General features: G+C 60.0%; 22 protein-coding genes. 6 read left to right on the top strand and 16 right to left on the bottom strand.

Features of this window, described 5'->3' with window-relative positions; translation table 11 throughout:
- Together QNJ43_RS24055 and QNJ43_RS24060 are read left to right on the top strand one after the other, a co-directional pair.
- Positions 1 to 1,125 (top strand): hypothetical protein (locus tag QNJ43_RS24055; protein WP_300474002.1); only part of this gene is annotated, 1,125 nt, incomplete at its 5' end.
- A 352-nt stretch (positions 1,126 to 1,477) separates the two neighbouring features.
- The gene (locus QNJ43_RS24060; RefSeq protein ID WP_300474005.1) at positions 1,478 to 1,840 is read left to right on the top strand and encodes a hypothetical protein; all 363 of its coding nucleotides are present in this window, start codon (positions 1,478 to 1,480) and stop codon (positions 1,838 to 1,840) included.
- A 127-nt stretch (positions 1,841 to 1,967) separates the two neighbouring features.
- Here QNJ43_RS24060 and QNJ43_RS24065 read toward each other — a convergent pair whose 3' ends face one another.
- The 11 genes from QNJ43_RS24065 to QNJ43_RS24115 form a co-directional block, all read right to left on the bottom strand.
- Positions 1,968 to 2,111 (bottom strand): hypothetical protein, encoded by a 144-nt coding sequence (locus tag QNJ43_RS24065; protein WP_300474007.1) that lies wholly within the window; start codon positions 2,109 to 2,111, stop codon positions 1,968 to 1,970.
- A 193-nt stretch (positions 2,112 to 2,304) separates the two neighbouring features.
- Positions 2,305 to 3,387, bottom strand: coding sequence for an ATP-binding protein (locus tag QNJ43_RS24070; RefSeq protein ID WP_300474010.1), 1,083 nt, complete (start codon positions 3,385 to 3,387; stop codon positions 2,305 to 2,307).
- 201 nt (positions 3,388 to 3,588) lie between these two features.
- The gene (locus QNJ43_RS24075) at positions 3,589 to 4,071 is read right to left on the bottom strand and encodes a hypothetical protein (protein ID WP_300474013.1); all 483 of its coding nucleotides are present in this window, start codon (positions 4,069 to 4,071) and stop codon (positions 3,589 to 3,591) included.
- Between the two features lie 126 nt (positions 4,072 to 4,197).
- Entirely contained in the window at positions 4,198 to 4,740 is a 543-nt protein-coding gene (locus QNJ43_RS24080; RefSeq protein WP_300474016.1) for a hypothetical protein, read from the bottom strand.
- The gene (locus QNJ43_RS24085; protein WP_300474018.1) at positions 4,686 to 5,330 is read right to left on the bottom strand and encodes a hypothetical protein; all 645 of its coding nucleotides are present in this window, start codon (positions 5,328 to 5,330) and stop codon (positions 4,686 to 4,688) included. Before QNJ43_RS24085 ends, QNJ43_RS24080 begins: the two co-directional genes overlap by 55 nt.
- Positions 5,327 to 5,893: a hypothetical protein gene (locus QNJ43_RS24090; RefSeq protein ID WP_300474020.1), complete on the bottom strand. Its 567-nt coding sequence runs from the start codon at positions 5,891 to 5,893 to the stop codon at positions 5,327 to 5,329. The genes QNJ43_RS24085 and QNJ43_RS24090 overlap by 4 nt, the downstream gene beginning before the upstream one ends.
- Positions 5,894 to 5,917: 24 nt before the next feature.
- Complete coding sequence (locus tag QNJ43_RS24095; protein ID WP_300474022.1) at positions 5,918 to 6,811, bottom strand: hypothetical protein; 894 nt, start codon at positions 6,809 to 6,811, stop codon at positions 5,918 to 5,920.
- Positions 6,787 to 6,957 carry a hypothetical protein gene (locus QNJ43_RS24100; RefSeq protein WP_300474024.1) on the bottom strand — a complete coding sequence of 57 codons (171 nt, stop codon included), beginning with the start codon at positions 6,955 to 6,957 and terminating at the stop codon, positions 6,787 to 6,789. Before QNJ43_RS24100 ends, QNJ43_RS24095 begins: the two co-directional genes overlap by 25 nt.
- Positions 6,939 to 7,997, bottom strand: coding sequence for a hypothetical protein (locus QNJ43_RS24105; RefSeq protein ID WP_300474027.1), 1,059 nt, complete (start codon positions 7,995 to 7,997; stop codon positions 6,939 to 6,941). The genes QNJ43_RS24100 and QNJ43_RS24105 overlap by 19 nt, the downstream gene beginning before the upstream one ends.
- Before the next feature lie 32 nt (positions 7,998 to 8,029).
- Positions 8,030 to 8,410, bottom strand: coding sequence for a hypothetical protein (locus tag QNJ43_RS24110; protein ID WP_300474030.1), 381 nt, complete (start codon positions 8,408 to 8,410; stop codon positions 8,030 to 8,032).
- A gap of 205 nt (positions 8,411 to 8,615) precedes the next feature.
- Positions 8,616 to 9,179 carry a hypothetical protein gene (locus QNJ43_RS24115; protein ID WP_300474033.1) on the bottom strand — a complete coding sequence of 188 codons (564 nt, stop codon included), beginning with the start codon at positions 9,177 to 9,179 and terminating at the stop codon, positions 8,616 to 8,618.
- Between the two features lie 95 nt (positions 9,180 to 9,274).
- Here QNJ43_RS24115 and QNJ43_RS24120 point away from each other — a divergent pair, with 95 nt between their 5' ends.
- The gene (locus QNJ43_RS24120) at positions 9,275 to 9,562 is read left to right on the top strand and encodes a hypothetical protein (RefSeq protein ID WP_300474036.1); all 288 of its coding nucleotides are present in this window, start codon (positions 9,275 to 9,277) and stop codon (positions 9,560 to 9,562) included.
- 74 nt (positions 9,563 to 9,636) lie between these two features.
- On the opposite strand, the gene QNJ43_RS24125 is transcribed toward QNJ43_RS24120, so the two are convergent.
- From QNJ43_RS24125 to QNJ43_RS24145, 5 genes are all read right to left on the bottom strand, one after another.
- Positions 9,637 to 10,593, bottom strand: coding sequence for a hypothetical protein (locus QNJ43_RS24125; protein ID WP_300474039.1), 957 nt, complete (start codon positions 10,591 to 10,593; stop codon positions 9,637 to 9,639).
- 138 nt (positions 10,594 to 10,731) lie between these two features.
- Positions 10,732 to 10,875: a hypothetical protein gene (locus QNJ43_RS24130; RefSeq protein ID WP_300474041.1), complete on the bottom strand. Its 144-nt coding sequence runs from the start codon at positions 10,873 to 10,875 to the stop codon at positions 10,732 to 10,734.
- Positions 10,876 to 11,097: 222 nt separating this feature from the next.
- A complete protein-coding gene (locus QNJ43_RS24135) occupies positions 11,098 to 12,126 on the bottom strand; it encodes a hypothetical protein (RefSeq protein WP_300474044.1) in 1,029 nt (342 codons plus the stop codon).
- Between the two features lie 127 nt (positions 12,127 to 12,253).
- Complete coding sequence (locus QNJ43_RS24140) at positions 12,254 to 12,772, bottom strand: hypothetical protein (protein WP_300474046.1); 519 nt, start codon at positions 12,770 to 12,772, stop codon at positions 12,254 to 12,256.
- 233 nt (positions 12,773 to 13,005) lie between these two features.
- The gene (locus QNJ43_RS24145) at positions 13,006 to 13,500 is read right to left on the bottom strand and encodes a hypothetical protein (protein ID WP_300474049.1); all 495 of its coding nucleotides are present in this window, start codon (positions 13,498 to 13,500) and stop codon (positions 13,006 to 13,008) included.
- Positions 13,501 to 14,417: 917 nt separating this feature from the next.
- On the opposite strand from QNJ43_RS24145, the gene QNJ43_RS24150 reads away from it, so the two are divergent.
- The 3 genes from QNJ43_RS24150 (at position 14,418) to QNJ43_RS24160 (ending at position 15,937) form a co-directional block, all read left to right on the top strand.
- Positions 14,418 to 14,678, top strand: coding sequence for a pentapeptide repeat-containing protein (locus QNJ43_RS24150; protein WP_300474052.1), 261 nt, complete (start codon positions 14,418 to 14,420; stop codon positions 14,676 to 14,678).
- A 33-nt stretch (positions 14,679 to 14,711) separates the two neighbouring features.
- Positions 14,712 to 15,299, top strand: a complete 588-nt coding sequence (locus QNJ43_RS24155) for a hypothetical protein (RefSeq protein ID WP_300474055.1) — start codon at positions 14,712 to 14,714, stop codon at positions 15,297 to 15,299.
- A 164-nt stretch (positions 15,300 to 15,463) separates the two neighbouring features.
- Positions 15,464 to 15,937, top strand: a complete 474-nt coding sequence (locus QNJ43_RS24160) for a hypothetical protein (RefSeq protein WP_300474058.1) — start codon at positions 15,464 to 15,466, stop codon at positions 15,935 to 15,937.
- The last annotated feature ends 32 nt before the right edge of the window (positions 15,938 to 15,969 follow it).

The raw sequence follows: 15,969 nt of genomic DNA on the forward strand, positions 1-15,969 counted from the left end.
CTGTTTGCTTCTCTTGAGCTTTCCGATCTTTCACCTCTGCTCAATGCAGAAGACCCCTTCAGCCTGCTTTTAGGATTTGAGATTTGCCGTGTAAGGATTGAAGGGAACGCAGCTTTCATTGAGCTCGGCACCCAGTTTCTCGAGAAGCTTTTCGGTGAGCCCGAGACCTGCAACGCTAGGCTGGGAATCTACGCCGCCTGCGCAATCATCACCACAAATGAGGTTCGAAAGTCGGCCAAAGCCACCAACAAGCCCATCTTTTGGATACATCTTGCTGCCCTCGCCCATGCCGGAGTTCTTACGCAAGGCCTCATCGGACTACCTGATCCAAAGGGATTTCTGAACTGGGCAGCAGATCGCTTTTTGCCCCACTACGTCTGGACATGTATCGTTGACCGGCGAGAGGCACCACGTTGGAAGCCGGAATGGATCAGCCCCGATCATCTTATGACGGAACTCTTCGGGCGCACGCAAAATGTGCTTCATTCTCTGCCGGAAAACTTGCGCCCTACACCTTGGGTGGCGTTGTTCGAAAAGGTGAGTGCCCCTCTGATCGAATCAGGAAGGATTCTCGCTGCGGTGTTTCCAGGCCAGTTCGACAACTTTCACGGAGGCCCGGTTGAGGGTCTCCGCAGTGAGCAGTTTGAGGATATCGAAAATCAGCTGGAGGCGGCCTTTGCCTTCGCGATGCAGCCATCCGAAAAGGCGACGAAAAACATGTTGCGCATCCTGATATCGACGTTCGAACAGCCGGTCAAGGACGTTGCGGAAGAATTGAGCCATCTCCAGATCGCTAGTCATTTTGCCTTGGTTTCGCGGTCAGAAGAGATCGCTGATGCGATCAAAGGCCGGGCGTTTGTCCTCTTGTACGATGCAAAAGGATTGGACTTAGTGACCGACTTATTCTCGGTCATAGCCGAAACTTGCGCTGTGAAACGAGACGCCATCCAATACCGTCAGATTCTTTGCGACGCGGCGACAAAAATGTGCTTTTTCATCGATGAAACCGAGGCTCTCTCGAAGCTGTTGTTGGTTTTTGACGTACTCGTTCAGCGCGACGAAAAACTCGCACCAGTTTTGGCAAAGGCGAAGGCGATAGCGAAGACCAAGATTGGGCGTTGTTAGATACGGCTTTGTCGATGCAAAGGAGCAACATGTTGGGAGCACTGAGGCGTAGACTGAGTATCCACTGAAGACGGAGCAGCAAAACTATCTGTTTGCGGCTCCAATGCAGCTGTTCACGCCATACAATGCGCCGCGTTGATCGGTCGCCCAGATCTCTTGCATCCGACTCGCTTCTTCCCTCTATCGATCGCAAATTTTTCACCCTGCGATCGTTTGGAGCTGGGCTCTTATCCGTCTCTCTGCCAGGTTCGCGGCGCATCGGTGCTTGTCATCGGCACGAACCAAGGCGGCCGCCATGGGTGCTGGAACACCTGCGGTGGCCTTGCCATGCAATCCTCAGAAACAGGATCACATGACCATGAACACTCATATCGGCAATATCGGCGCGACGGAACCGCGCCTGGTGGGCTATGCAGCGATTGCTGAAGTTGCGAGGCCTGTTTCGGTGACATCCGCGATGGCGCGTCTTTTACGCATCCGGGTGGGTCTAATCGATCCGCGAGTGCATGCTTCGGATGCCGCAATAAGTGGGTTGATGGCGGAGGAAGAGCAGGCGCTGACAAAGGTCGCGCTTACGCCAGAAGCTACGGCAGCGGAATTGCTGTTGAAGCTCGATCTGCTGACGAACGCACTCGCGGAGGCCAACGCTTCGCAGATGGCGCAAGTCCTTGTCAGTGCCGTGGCCCAGGATTTCCGGATGCTCGATCCGGCATAGTCGCCTCCTGTCTTGCGGCATCTTTGCCTGATCACAGAGACGGCTGCCGGGGGGGGGGGGGCACCAACCTCCGCGGCTTGCTGTCTTGCCCGGCTTGGGCGTTCCGATCGCTTTGGCAAGGTGCGTGTCAGTGGTTTGCACGCGGAATGCGGGCCGGCTCGTGACGCAAATCCCCTTCAGGCCCGGCGTCATTCAGGATCCGCGTCAGTTCCCCGCCTTCCAGAGTACCCACCTCAAGCAGCCGCGCCACCAGACGCCCGTGCAGATCCATGTTCGCGGAAATAATTTCTTCCGTCCTTCAGAGGCTGGATTGCATTTGCCCTTCGACCACCTCCCGGAGCTGCCTGTCAATGGCCATGAGGCTGATGAGGTCTGTGTCCCGGGCTGAGGAGCGACAGATCAGCCTATCTCCCAGCTTATGGTTCGCCTCAAGTGCAGTGGCCTGCACTTTCGCCAGATGCAGATCACTCCCGAGCTCGCCGCCGCTGCCGATCGTGATGGTGCCGAAGGTGAGCTTTTCGGCCGCGATCCCCGCCAGAGTCTATGCGATGTCGTTGAGGACATCCTCCCTGCCCCGTTGCTGGGACACTCGCTCCCCCCATCACTACGCGGCCCAGATGCCCGCCAGATGAAGGCAGATCGACGATCTCATGTCTCACCTCGATCAACAGGATCTCGTCACCGCACAGAATGTGCCGGACGAGTGCGTGGCCCGCCTCATGCACGGCCGTACGCATGAGGACGTCATCCGCCAGCCGCTCGATCCGGGTCAGGCTCGATGAGAGATCGACAAGGCGCAGCGCGTGATGCTCCCGCTTGGCCTTGCGCCGATCGTCGCGGATCAGCTTTTCCAGATCGGCGCTCGACATTCCGTCCATCAGCCGAGCGATGGGACCGAGGTCCTCGTCGATCAGGTCCCCGCACAGATGCACCTTTAGGATCTGCTCTCGTGTTCTCGTATCGGGCATCGGGATCCATATGATCCGATCGAGGCGCCCGGCGCGCACGATCGCCGGGTCCAGCATCTCCGGGTGATTGTAGGCGCCCACCACAATGACGCCTTCCCGTCCTTCATCGCTATCAAGGTATTCAAGGAGGCAATTGATGACCTGCGTTTGGTACCCTGCGTTGTCGCCGCGCACCGTGGTGCGAGACCCAAATCCGTCGATTTCATCGATGAAGAGAATGCATGGGGTTTGCTTTCGAGCTTTGGCGAAACATTTGCGCATGGATTCGAGAAGATCGCCTAGATGTCTGGCCGCCTGCCAGGCGTCGAGCGATCCGACAACGAGCGGCGCACAGCAGCTGTTTGCGAGAGCCCGGGCAAAAGTGGTTTTTCCGGTTCCCGGATCCTCGATGAGTAGCACGCCCCGATCGACATCGGCCCAGGAGATCCTGCCAGGCTTCCAGTCTGCCAGATCGGCGGCGAGATCCTTTCCCCACGCGGTCGCCTCTCCGAGCCCAGGTAGATCATCCAGTGTCGGCTGCGCGTCGATCGTCGTCCCGCCGCCACTTCTTGTCAGGGTCCTGTGCGCGATCTCTAACACGTGCCGGGAGGATCGGCCGGGCCGCGAGTTACAGATCCTCAACCTGCAAGGCGAGAAGCCCCTCAGCCTCAATCGCCGAGAGTTCGATCCCGAGACAGACCCGAAACGCCGCGCGGAGGTCTCTCGACAGGATCGCACCTGTCTCCAGAACGTGGTCCGCCGCGGCCCGGGCAAAGTCCGGGAGCGAAACCTGTCCTTCAATCAATGCGTACCCCCTGTTTGTGGCTTCGGGGTCGGCGTCGGGCTCGCATAGCGGCGCAGCAACAGGCGTTCGCCAAGGGCCATCTCGACCGCGGTCAGGATGGTTAGGACAATCCCCGCCAACAGCGCAATCAGCATGGTGGCGAAGGCAAGGCCGAGGTCGGCGGACAGGGCACTGATCGCGGTGGATCGTTCATTCACGGTTTCGGCCCAAACGATCTCGTCCGCACCACTCAGCGACAACATTATGCCCCTGACGGTTCCGACGAACCCGATGGCGGGAGGGACCGCGGTGGCGATACGGACCGGCCAGTGTGAGGAACTGAGGCTGTCGAAGTCGTTGTCGCGCTGGGTTGGGTCTGCGGACCGCTCCATCGGCTCGGCTTCGGCCGCCGCATCGCGCCGACCGGAGTTGACGTGATCGGGTACTAAGAAGACCAGCATCCGGAGGGCGGCCGCCAGGATGCCGAGGCAGGTTACCATGAAGATCCGCTGCTGTTCGTTGCCGGTATAGATCGACAGCCAGAACGCAGCGCTCTTGACTTCGGGCGACGTCCGGACCTGACCGGCGACATACAGGGCGAAGCGTTCGAAATTGGTCAGTGCGGCCTACTGCTGCGCGGGGTCCATGCTTTCTTGGAAAGTAGCTGCAAGCGCATTGCAGTCTGAGAAGTCCGACTTGAAGCTGTTTGTGTCCGCGTTGATTAGCCGCCCGCTGCCCATCAGGTAGGCGACGATGTCGTCGTCCTCGATCGTGTCGGGCACCGTCAGACGGTTTGAACTCACCTTGAGGAATGCGTTCAGCTTGTTTTCGTCATCGCCGGATACGGTGCTGGTGCCCGATGACAAGATCGCCCAAAGCTGCGCGCGGTCATCGTCCAGCAATGTTCCGTCGTTGTTATACCCAAACACCACCCTTGGGTTAGCGGGCGCAATCCAACGGCCCGCGTCAGCGTCCGCGCTCTCTTCGTTGGCCCCCGGCGAAACAAGCTGGCTCTCCATGCCGAACGCCTTGAGCAATTCCGGCTTGAGCCAGATGGTACTGCCTGCCACGGGCTGGTAGATGTCGGCCAGGTAGGCCGCGACGATCGCCCGCTTTACCTCGTGCGCCTTATCCGACTGCCCCGAGGTGCAGATCGAGGTGGACGCCAACAGAAGCTCCACCCCGCGCTTGCGGTACGGAAGCCCCTCGCCGCCGCCGCCCTTGAAGCCATTCGAGAACCACGTAGGCGGCCGGATCGCTGCTCTTCAGATCGTCCAGTTGTTTGGGTGTGGATACCTTCAGCGGGTCGATTATCTTGGCCGAACTCAGCATCCGCCCAAGCGAAGCGCTGGCTGGGCCTTTCGCGCTTGTCCGGCGCGTAACAATCCTTCCACAACGTGTCGGACTGCGACCGGCAAATGTCAGCGATGACGTCGGTGCGGGCAACCGCTCTCAACATGTTGGTCTGATAGTAGACTTGCAGGTTCCGATACACACTGTCGTCGATGAAGTACGACAGAACCACAATCAGCAACAACGAGAAGAGCGTCAATCCGGCGAAGGGCGTGGCCAGAAAATCCAGCCAGTTGCGCTGCCGGAACTGCATCTTGCCGCGCAGCCAGCTCCAGGACCTGGCGAGCCTGTTCGACCACTGTGGATGCTCTTCCACCGGCGCAGAGGCGGCGGCAGGTGGATTGGGCAGCGCGGGGGCTGCAGCGGGCAGTTCGGCTGCGGGTTTGCGCGGTGTCCTCTTGGTCACTGGCATTCTCCCATAGCCAGGAGCGCCGTCTGCGGCTCCTGATTGAAGTTTCGAGTCGCAGCGATGAAATCGTCCAGATCGAAGAACAGGTGGTTGATGTCGGTGGATCGGCCGGGACGTGCCAGCGCTTTACCGACCTCATCGACGAGAGCACGCTTGCCAATGTAGCGGGTCACTTCGTGCGGCGCGGGTGCGCTCCAGTCTGCCAGCTCATCCCGCGCATCCGTCCGGAACGCGATCGAAACTCGCAAAACTGCGTCGTCGGGCAGGTGCGCAAGGCCGATGGGACATGACGACGCGGCGCCGGAGGTTTCGGCCGGACATGCCGGATCTTGGACGCTGACCCGGAACTGCAGTTCCTCGCTGGCGCTGATGCCGAGGGCCAGCCGAAGTAGCGCGTTGTCTGCCGGAGCATTCAGGACAAGGCGTTCCAGAAAACCCGACGTGATCTGACGCAGGGCCGCCTCGGTCGTGCGGATCGGCCCGTCGAGCGTCGGTAGCGTCGTGGGGACGAAGGACCATCGACGCTGGAGGGAGCTGCCGTCGAACCAAAGCCAAAACAAGGTCAGGTACTCTGCCGTGTCGTATTACCGGTCGTGCAGCACCAGCACCGGGGCATTCAGAAAGTCCTCGGTGACAAACTCCGGTTCTTTCTCGTCGTTGCCCAGATACAGCCGATAGATCTCCAGAAACACGGGGCGCCGGTTCGCGTTCGCTTTTGCACGTTGATACAGCTGGAAGATCGTGCTGTCCGTCCCGTCGGTACGTTTTCGGTACAGCCGTCGCGTCTCCAGGGTACGCGCCGCGGTGTCCGCGACAAGCAGGTTCACCCGCCCGACCTGCCCGCCGACCACGACCTCGTCAGGCGTCAGGGTGAATCCGACATTGGCGGCCTGCCAGACTTCGCCCCGTTCGCCCGGAGTGTCGGATCCGAGGAGGCGCGGAAAGAGAACGTGCTCATAAAACCTGATCTCATCTTCGGCACTGACAACTTCGATCTTGTCGCCGAAGTTGAACTTCGCCTCCGAGAGCGGGATGGAAATCACCGGCTTCTCGGACTGGCAGAGCGTGCTGTACGAAGCGTTCCGGGCGATGTCCGGGATGCCGTCGACGGTCGGCGGCGGACAAACCGGGACGACCAGAATGTGGTTGCCCTCGACGAACAGTCGGCCGTCGACCCTGATCGTATTGCCGTCGTGTTCGAAATACAAGATCGGCAGGCCGGCGTTCTGGAAGTGGGCGGTGATGTTGGCGTCCTCCGACTTCTTGTCGAACAACTCGACGTGAACGTAGGCCGTGAAGTCGGGATTGCAGTCGGTCTCCCAGCGCCGCAGGACCCGCGCCGCGCCCAGAGAGACTATGACGCCGGAACCTGGAAGCGGTGGCCACCAGGCACTTCCACGCGTTCCGTGCAGATCGAAGCGGCGGCCGGCCCGGACAGAGAGGGCCAGAAATATCAGTCGGGAAGCGCCCGGTTCCACGGCCTCCACAGCCACGCCGGATCTCGATCGATCTCGGTGGCGCCGTAGATGAAATAAAGGTGGTTCCGGTCCGGATCGATGCGGTCTTTCGAGTTGGGACCGACAAAGCGGTTGCACACCCGCTCTTTCACGAGTGTGCCCCACATCTGCTGATCCGGCACGACCTCTTCCGGGTTCGGCGGCTTACCGTTCCCGTCCTGGCCATCTTGTCCGGGCTGCCTCCGTTGCCGCCGGAACCACCGGACTTCGCGGTCGAGATGCTGCCGGACGGCGACACGAGCGAAATAGTGATCTCCTTGGGCATCGTTTTGAACAGCTCTGAAAGGTCGATCTTCAGTAGATCGCGAAGTACCCGGGCGACGAATCCTGGATCCATAGTCTCGTAGCTCGGCGTGAGGATAATCACCTTCATGCCCAGGAACTTAAGCCCCAGGGGCGCCCCGCCGCTCGACTTGCCCAGAAGCATGTCCTGCGCCACCGAGATCCGCGCTTCCCCAGGCGTTCCGCCGGTGCGGCATTCTTTGGAACAAAGGTGCAGGGAGTTGCGATTGATCTCGACGCCCAGGACCCCGAGCATACTTTCCGCATAGACCAGCCCTGTGCTGCCATTCAACTCGCCGTGGATCTGCGGGTCGATGACGTCCTTGATCACGTCGGCGACCTCGGCGTCGAACTTCGCATAAAGGCGAGACAGATCTAACTTGCCTTCGGTCCACATAAGCGAGAGCGAATCCAGTGCGATCAAGTCCGACCGCAGAGTGAACGCCAACCGGTCGATTTCGGTCAAATCCAACATGCTGCGCAGCTTCAGCACCCGGGCGAACTGTGGTTCCACCGCGGTCAAGTTGGCTCCGAGCTTCAGGCCCTTGCGGGTGCCCTCCTCCTCGCTGGTGACGATGGTCAGCAGTACTTTGCTGAGGGCCACTGGAGGGAAATAAAGTGGCAGTGGAAGCACCGCTGTGATCTCTCCGCCCAGCAAAAGGCCGTTCGGCGACAGCTCTGCCTGCTTGATTTCGATGTTGATTCTGTTCTGACCGAGCGGAAACGAGATCTTCACCCCGAACCGGAACCCGTAGAGCGTCCCTTCGGGGTTCAGGCGGCCGAAGAAGAGGTTTCTTATCTGCGGCAGCGTTCCCATCCGGTGCGGCAGGAAGCAGGGCGACCAGCGTTTTTGCAAGGTTGCCAAGAAGCGCCTCCTCGGCGTTTGGCACCCGGACGTCAACGTCCGACAGCGACCTGCCGATCGGAATTCGCACGACCGTTCCCGGAAACACAAAACCCTCGACATCTAGGTCGCCGTGGAGCTCTATCCACCAGGGCGATACGGGGATCGGTTAGGGACAGGCGCTTGAGCCGGACTTCCGAAAGCAGCAGGAGGTTCCGGATGGTTGCGTCGACGAACGCCGCACCGCCCAGGAACTGCACGCCGTCAATGTCGACGTAGGCGCGGATCGCATCCGGCAGCAACCCCTCGATCACGCACGTCACCGCCTTCCCGAGCTTCGCGCCCTCCTCGGCCGTGATGCCGGCAAATTCCAGTTGCGCCGACGTCCGGTCCTTGTTGAACTGAAGAGCGGCACCCTCGACCCTGGCGGTCACCGGGGCCTCGCAGGTCGACACCGAGAGGTTCAGGACGACCGGAAGCGCCCCTCTGCCGTGACCTGCGCCAGCTTGGCATCGAAGGTCTCGCTGTTCAGCAGAGACAACCGTACCGTTAGGCCGAAGAACGAGATTTCTGGCGTCGCCGCGAGGTCTTCCAGCGTTGTGGCCAGAGGTGTCAGTACCGCCTGGGCTGCGCAGGTAGTTAGCTGGGCAGAAGCCCCTCCATGATTGCCTTTTCGATCGCCTCGATCGCTTTCCCAGTATCGAGCTCGACCTCGTTGTCGATGGGAATCGCGCAGCGATTGTCACCGAATTCGAGATCGAAGGCGTGCTGGATCTCCAGCCGGATCTCCGTGCCCCTGATGACCGGCAGGATCCGGACGTCTTGGAGGATTGAGGTTAATTCGCGCTGTCCGCTCAGCAAATCCTTGGCGACCTTCTCCAATTCTGACAGGGCGGTCCGGAAGCTCTCGTTCTGGCTCAGCAGTGGTACCAAGTCAGGCACCTCGGCCTCGAAACGAAGCGACTGGACGGCCATCCTGCCTTTGTCATTGACTAGGATCTCCGCCCGAGTGGGAAATCGGGTTTTCTCGATCTCCGTTCCCTTGATCTCCAGTTCATACCCGAGTGCTGCGGTGAGGGTCCGCGCATCCCAGTCAATGCGGATGTCGGTGGTGGAACCCGAGACAGAACCGAAGCGGAGCTCTGTATTGGCGTAGCTGTTCGGGTCGCCGGGGAACCGGGCAACTCCCAGTTCGTCCGCCAACCTGGCCAATATAGCCTGAATCTTGCTATCGATCCCCCCAGCACAGCGCTTCGCAACGACTGCGCCGGATCAGTGAAAGTGCCGTCCTTGACTAGGTGCAGACAAACCGGGGCGTCTATGCGCTTGTCCATCAGTCGCAGGTTCAGATTGACCGAGATGTTCCGCAGATCCCTGACGAAATTGTCGTCGTCGCAGCGCAGCGACATGACGACGACTTCAAGGAAGCCGGGCAGGCCCAGCCCCTTGGCAGCGGCGTTGAAGGCCGAACCGCTGAGCACCAGTTCATCTTGGGCACTGCGGACAATGTCGAGCGTCCCGCTAACCGGGTCGCGCCATGTCGAATTGAAGGTGATGCCCAGCGGAATTTCCCGGAACTGGCCTAGAGCCTCCAGTCCGTCGATACGGTCGGGCGCGGGGATGTCTATCCCGTCCGGCACCTTGGACGACACGTCGGCGATCAGGCTGCTTTCAGGCAGGGGAAGGCGATAATCAGCTCGGACCGGTAGATCGGCTTGTTGTCGGGCGTGACATCTCCGGTCGGTGTGCTCCGGTAGCTCAATCCGTTGTTGCCCAGCGCGGCGTACGCGCCTTTCGAATCCGGCTGCAGCGCGGCGCCCGGCGGCAGGTCGGCGCCACTAACGCGGCCGCGGCGGACGTCGTCCGGGCTCAGGGTCGGATAGATGTGTTCGATCTCGATCGGGTTCACCCGCCCGGGCAGCATATCGTCTGCAGCCGCCGCAACGTCGTTACAGGCGGAGAGCACGGTACAGACGCGGCTGCGCAAGTCCGACAGAGCGTTTGCACTTGCGCTGATGCGCGCCATACGCGCGGCCAGCGCGTCCACCTTCTTGAGCGTGTCGGCCGCAGCTCCCGCCTCGGTGTTCTCGTCGACCGGGGTGCTGAACGGCGCCTCGCTCGACAAGCGCATGATCTCGGCGGTCCTGCCATCGAGCCCTAGAGCAGCCAGTTCCGATTTCTTCAGCTTCCCCAGCCGGCGGCGGGCCAGGGCGGTGTCGCGCTCATATTCGCCAGCGTTTCGGAATGCAGCAACGACCTTGTCCTCCAGCGCTGCTCGCGTCAGCTTGGCCGGATCGAGTGGAATTTTGTCGTACAAGTCCTTGAGCACCGACATCAGGAACGGCTCGATCCTAGACTGAGTTTCAGCCAGGCGGATGCTGCGTTCGAGCACAATCCATTTCGTGTCCTGCGCCATGTAGAGATAGCCGAATGAGATCTCTTTCGAGATCAGCTCCGCGAGGGCAACCCGCCGTGCCTGGATCTGGTTGTCCGGAGTCCCTTCAAGCCGTGCATCCGGTTGCAGCGCGCCCCTGCCGCTGCTGCTGAGTTCGAAGGCATAAGTAATTGGTGCAAGCCCGTTGAGTGCGGCGCCACTCGGCAGTTCCCTTTCCTCCAACGAGGCTCCAATGCGGGTACGGCGGTCGGCAAGGTTCGAAAGCTCCGTGACGACGAGCCTACGCTGCAGGCCGTTAATCTCGCAGTCGAAGATCTCGAGTGGCTCCTTCGTCTCCAGGTCGGTGGCTAGGCCCTCCGTCTAGCGTGCTACTGCGGTCTTATCCGGCTCGGCGATCTTACGCGTTGCAAGCGCGACAAGCTCCTCGCTCCGCCCTGGCGCCAGCCCCGGCGTGACGGGATGCGCCCGGGCCGCGCTCTGGATCAGATCCTGCATGTAGGACACGAATTCGTCGACAGACGCGCCGTGCAGGATGTGGACATAGGCCGAGCCGGTCGCGACACGCCACAGATAGTTACGGAAGCTCGCGTTCTCGGGCGCGATACCCCCTTTGGGCCAGCATAGCGTGCAACTTGCCGATCACCTGGAATTGTGCATCCGAGTCGGGGTTGAGGCCACGGGCGACAGGCTCGATCCGCGCGCAGTAAAGCGCGGTTTGCGAGTCGGTCAGGCGGGCGTAGGCACCTTCGTCGAGGCCGTATCTGGCCTCGCTCCCCTCGGCGGCAAGGAATTTCTCGATCCACCCCTGTTCGACGAGCACCATTCTTGGTCGAACTCCATGTCAGCTCGCTCTTTCGTCTGGGTATCGAGCAGTCCCCAATCGACCGGATCGAACAGCTGGTCTGTCCGCAGCAATTCCTGCACCACCGAAATATTGATGTTGCGGTACAGCTGGAAATTTACATGGCGTAGGAACTCCCTCTCCTTCGCGCGCGGAAGGAAATCGGGTACCTTGTCGCCCCACCCTGTACACTCGGGATCAAACGGCAGATCATCCAAGGCGTTGGCGTACCCTTCGACACCGTCGTACAGGTCGACTGCATCCACCAAGCCCACGCCCAGAAGCCGCGTGACGTTGTGCGCTGCGGCGAAGAAACGCGGAGAATTGGAGTCCTCTACTTTCGGTTCATCGGGCACGACGGCGACCTTCGCTGGACGAAGCTGCACAGGGGCACCCTGTACCAGAGCAGTCCAGGTCCGCGTCTTCAACAACGCGTCGAGTTCGTCGTAAGCCACATTCCGGGCCGCTATGCTGCCGCTCGGCTCGACTACGCCGCGAGCCGAGCGCAAGAACATACAACGCCAGATCAGTATGACCACCGGGTCGATGTGGCCCAGTGCGAAGGCCTCGACCACCAGCGGTTTCTCCCATAGGGCTTGGTCGAAGAACGCCTTGCCATCGAAGAGAACGTCGCCCACTAGCAATGCGAAGGAAGCATCGATCACCGGATTGGGCGCCGGCAGCAGCCGGTCTCGGGCCGCTGCCAAGATAGTCGCGACGTCGTTGTCGAATGGTTGCGAACGCTTGACCAATATCAGATAGGTTGCGGTCGCCTTCCCCCGCCGCTCCCCCGAAAGTATGTCCCTGACAATCGTTGTCTCATCGTCGGCAAGGTCGGATTCGGAGACGCTGAATTCATCCGGAAGCCGACAGCCTTCCAGCGCTCCAGTACCCACCACCGCGTCCGCTGACACGTGCATTCTGGTAGCTGCGTTTGCCGACAAGAAGCGCCGCGTAGAGAAACGATAGCGGTGTTGCATGCGCGGCTGCGTCGATCTCCAGAGACGGAACGATTGCCGCATCCGAGAGGCCCGGTATTCCCTACCGTTCGGCAAGCGACGTCTTGGGGCTGTCATTGCTGCTCCATGGGGCGGAGCGGCTGCGGTCCTCGCGCACTCCCGCAACGCCAAAGACACCCTCTGCCTCCCAGGGAAGGACCTGATCCGATGAGACCTGACGTAGGCGCGCATACCGCAGGGCATCGTCAAAGGCGACCCGACCCGTGATATTGAACCCCGCGGCACTAAGCTTCTCGCCCCACGTTTCGTACTGCCGTTGCAGCCGCAGCGCCCTGGCGTCGCGGGGTTGCAGGCGCAGGGTGTACTGGATCGTCGGCGCCGAAAACTCGGCAAGAGCGTCATCGGTCAGTCTAAACTCACGCAGCCGTATGCCGTTGGCGATACGGTCCAGAGATTGTATCCTATCAGAGAGGTATGACGACGTCGACTTGTTATATATGTCAAATTGCAGGTGGAAAGGGGCATTGTCGCCGACGCCTGTGGCGAGTCCGGCTGCATAGAAAGCATGAACGGTTTGCTGCTCGACAGCATCCTCGTACAAAACTTATACGTCCCAATGAAGCGACGACGCTTCTCTAAGATCACCATCGCGTGCTGCGGCGCTACAACGGCTGCTGGAGTAACGTCGTGTCGAAGTTCCCCAACTGCGCGCGGGGCCGACACAGCTAACAACGCCAGCGCGGCAAGCAGCCAGAGCCTTCCAAAATGCATGATCCTGACAATCCAAAATGCGAGCCGGTGGAGCGTGTCGCATGGAGTGCCTCCTGCAGCTGGCTAGATCGTGACGTCGAAGATCTGCTGCCTGTCGCTCTTCGGTGCCACCGTGAACGGATGAGACTTGATGGGACCTGCAGCACTGTCATCTTCGGCCTTCAATCTAAGCTCGGTGGCGGGCCGTCCAGTGGCCAAGGTGGGCTCGAATTTGGACATTTTTACCGACGCCTGAATAATGGTCCTGACCCTCTTTCCATCGACGTACCAGGAATGAGAGGGAAAGCGTGACCCGTTGGCGATCAGCTTGAAGTCGCCTTGGCGCTCGACGAGCGCATGTTCGCACCATACCCAGGGTACGTGGCGCGGGGACCATCCATCTTTGATCCCAATGTCGTTAGTATGTTGTCCGGCCCGGAACTTGATCAGATCGCCTGCGACGAATCGATACCCGGGCGGCACGGACAACATGGTTGCGGGATGCGGTTCCCCCTTCACAATCCGGGACAAGGCGCTCGATTCACCGGGGTAAAACGTTGGGTCGTCAGGCAGCTTCATCCCTACGAGCCAAGGAACTTTCGCAGGATCTGCCGGTGGCGTGTGGCCCGGGTCCAGAATCTGTTCCGCAAGAATCCCGTTTGGTACGATCCGGTATTGAAGCAAGGTTCGGAACTGCTTAGTTGAACGGAAATCGTCCGGAAGAAGGGGGCCTGGTCGCCGATTGCTGGTTGAAACTAGGCATACCATAACCCGGAAGGGTCAGTAGATCCCGCGCGCCGCCAACCAGGATTTCTTTGAAAAAAACTCCTAGATCTTCGGAAGCCCCTCATAATCGATCCAACTTACCGACGTTATCGTCACCAGACGCGGCAGACCACCGCCTTGCGCACGGACGATGTTTGGGGTCGCCAAGACACCGCCAATCCAAACAAGCACTAATCTGCGGCTGGGAAGCTGCTCCATGTTTACGCGACACTCACCTTACTAGAGTTTGTCACCTTCGATCGAGAGCTCCCTCTTGCTGAGGAAATTTAATCCAGGGCCAGTCTTTCGACGATCAGATGCAGTATTTCTTGCGAATAAAAATAATACTTCTGATCTAAAATGCGGGAATTTTGATATTATCGTCTACCATAGACAGAAAATATCTCACCAGAATATGACAAAGTTAAATTAATTATACAAATTTTTTAATGTTCTGTGTTGGCTCAGCGCCCCCCAAACTCAGTATTCTGTCTCCACATAGCCCCCGAACAATCGTAGGCGACCGCCGCCCCGCTCACCTCCTCGACAACCCGGACGCCTATCTCGCTGATGTTCGGTGCCACGAGGAGCGTGGGGGGGGGGGCAGGACGTTCGTCGTGCTCGCGATCGGGAAATTCGCCCTGAGATCGGTGAGCGTCGATCCGCCCGGGGCGTCATTCTGCACAAGCGGCCAGTTGGTGTGCGCTCCGCTACGGAAGTGGATGCTATCGGTGAAGACAGAGAGCGCCACCTGCTGGTGTGACAGCCAGAGCAACTTCTCCGCTGTCTTTTCCATACCAGCGTGTGGGGTTCATAGGTCTCTCAGCAACGAAAATTTCTCGGGCGTCTACTTCCACGCGCAGGATCTGCGCGACATTGATTTCTCAGGCGCGGCATTCCGGGGATGCGCCTTCGATTTCGCCCTAATCGAAGAGGCAGTGTTTCGCGGCGCGCTGGTGGATCGTGCCGTCCTCTTCAAGGCGAGCGGCTGACCGAAGGTAGCCGCGCGCTCATACCGCGCTGCGATGGACAACCACGACACTGAACGCAGGCCGTCTCCGATGCCGGCACCTTTATTTGAAAGCTGGGCGACGTTCTCGGAGGCCCATCATCTTCCGGAATCCATGATACTGCTCCCTGACCTGAAGGTCGTGAACCTGTTGCCCGAGTTGCGGACGGAACTGCGCGCCGGGCGGCTAGCCATAGGCCGATACCCAGTGTTGCAAATCGAACTCAACTGCATGTCGGCCCTCGATACGCTCGAGCGGCACTGGGAACGAGCCCTCAGCAGATATGCCACCGGTGACAATCGCGCCCTGCTTGAACCATGCGCCGCGACGCTGGCGCAGCTGGAGAACTACCGCGATTTTCTTGACGCCCAATTCCATTCGGATCACCGCTTGGTGCCGTTCCCCCTTCTCGATGCCGCGCATGCCGCGGCACGGCGCGCGGGCATTAGCCTGTTTCCCAACGGTCATGCTCGGTGCGAATTTGCGACGAACCGCGATGGGAGGCTCGACATCCGCGGCCGTGACGACATCCACCGGGGGTACAACCCTGCTGTAGTACAGACCGAGGCCTGCTTCCGATTCATCCGCGTTTTCGAGGAGTAAGTCGATTGGGTCGCATTGAGCGCGAATGGTGGGCAGAAGCATACGACAGTGTTAGCCGCCATAGATGGTTGCATGTATACGGGCCGCCGCATGGTGGCAAAAGCACGTTTCTCAAGACGCTGCAGGATTATCTCGGTAGGCAGACTAGCGCGCGGATTGTAACTGTGAACGCGGAAGACGGGATCTCTGCGCTTCTGCATGCGGCAAATGTTCCCGCGAGGTGCAACGAGGCGACCAACCTCTGGTACGCCCTTAGCGACGTTGCCGGAAGAGAGACTGGCCACCTCTATGTTCTAGTCGACGATATCGCCCCCTGGCTTATGTCGAACAATGACTGGGATAGCTTGGTAAAGGGGGTTCGCGCTGAATGGGCCGGGCTCGACGCGAGGCTGCATCTCGTTACCACTACCGCCTTCACCGGCACTATAGGCGGCGGCATGCCGAATGATTTCCTCGAGATGACGGCGTCGGGCCTTCCATTTCCCGGCGAAGACTACGTATACGAAGAACTCGGGCGTCTCGCCGCGCGTCTCGATCCGATCAAATTTGAAGACCACCTCGAGACCGTACTTCGGGAAACCGACGGACATCCTGGGCTGGTCATCGACCTGCTGGATGCGATCGCTGCCGGCGAATGACCAGCCTCGTAGCGCACGTTTGTCGACACTGC

Source organism: Breoghania sp. (assembly GCF_030066895.1).
Lineage (GTDB): Bacteria > Pseudomonadota > Alphaproteobacteria > Rhizobiales > Stappiaceae > Breoghania.

Bases quoted from the DNA above. Each gene is read 5' to 3' on its own strand.
- QNJ43_RS24060 (WP_300474005.1), top strand. From the start codon at position 1,478: ATGACCATGAACACTCATATCGGCAATATCGGCGCGACGGAACCGCGC.
- QNJ43_RS24065 (WP_300474007.1), bottom strand. From the start codon at position 2,111: ATGGATCTGCACGGGCGTCTGGTGGCGCGGCTGCTTGAGGTGGGTACT.
- QNJ43_RS24075 (WP_300474013.1), bottom strand. From the start codon at position 4,071: ATGGTAACCTGCCTCGGCATCCTGGCGGCCGCCCTCCGGATGCTGGTC.
- QNJ43_RS24100 (WP_300474024.1), bottom strand. From the start codon at position 6,957: ATGTGGGGCACACTCGTGAAAGAGCGGGTGTGCAACCGCTTTGTCGGT.
- QNJ43_RS24145 (WP_300474049.1), bottom strand. From the start codon at position 13,500: ATGAAGCTGCCTGACGACCCAACGTTTTACCCCGGTGAATCGAGCGCC.
- QNJ43_RS24155 (WP_300474055.1), top strand. From the start codon at position 14,712: ATGGACAACCACGACACTGAACGCAGGCCGTCTCCGATGCCGGCACCT.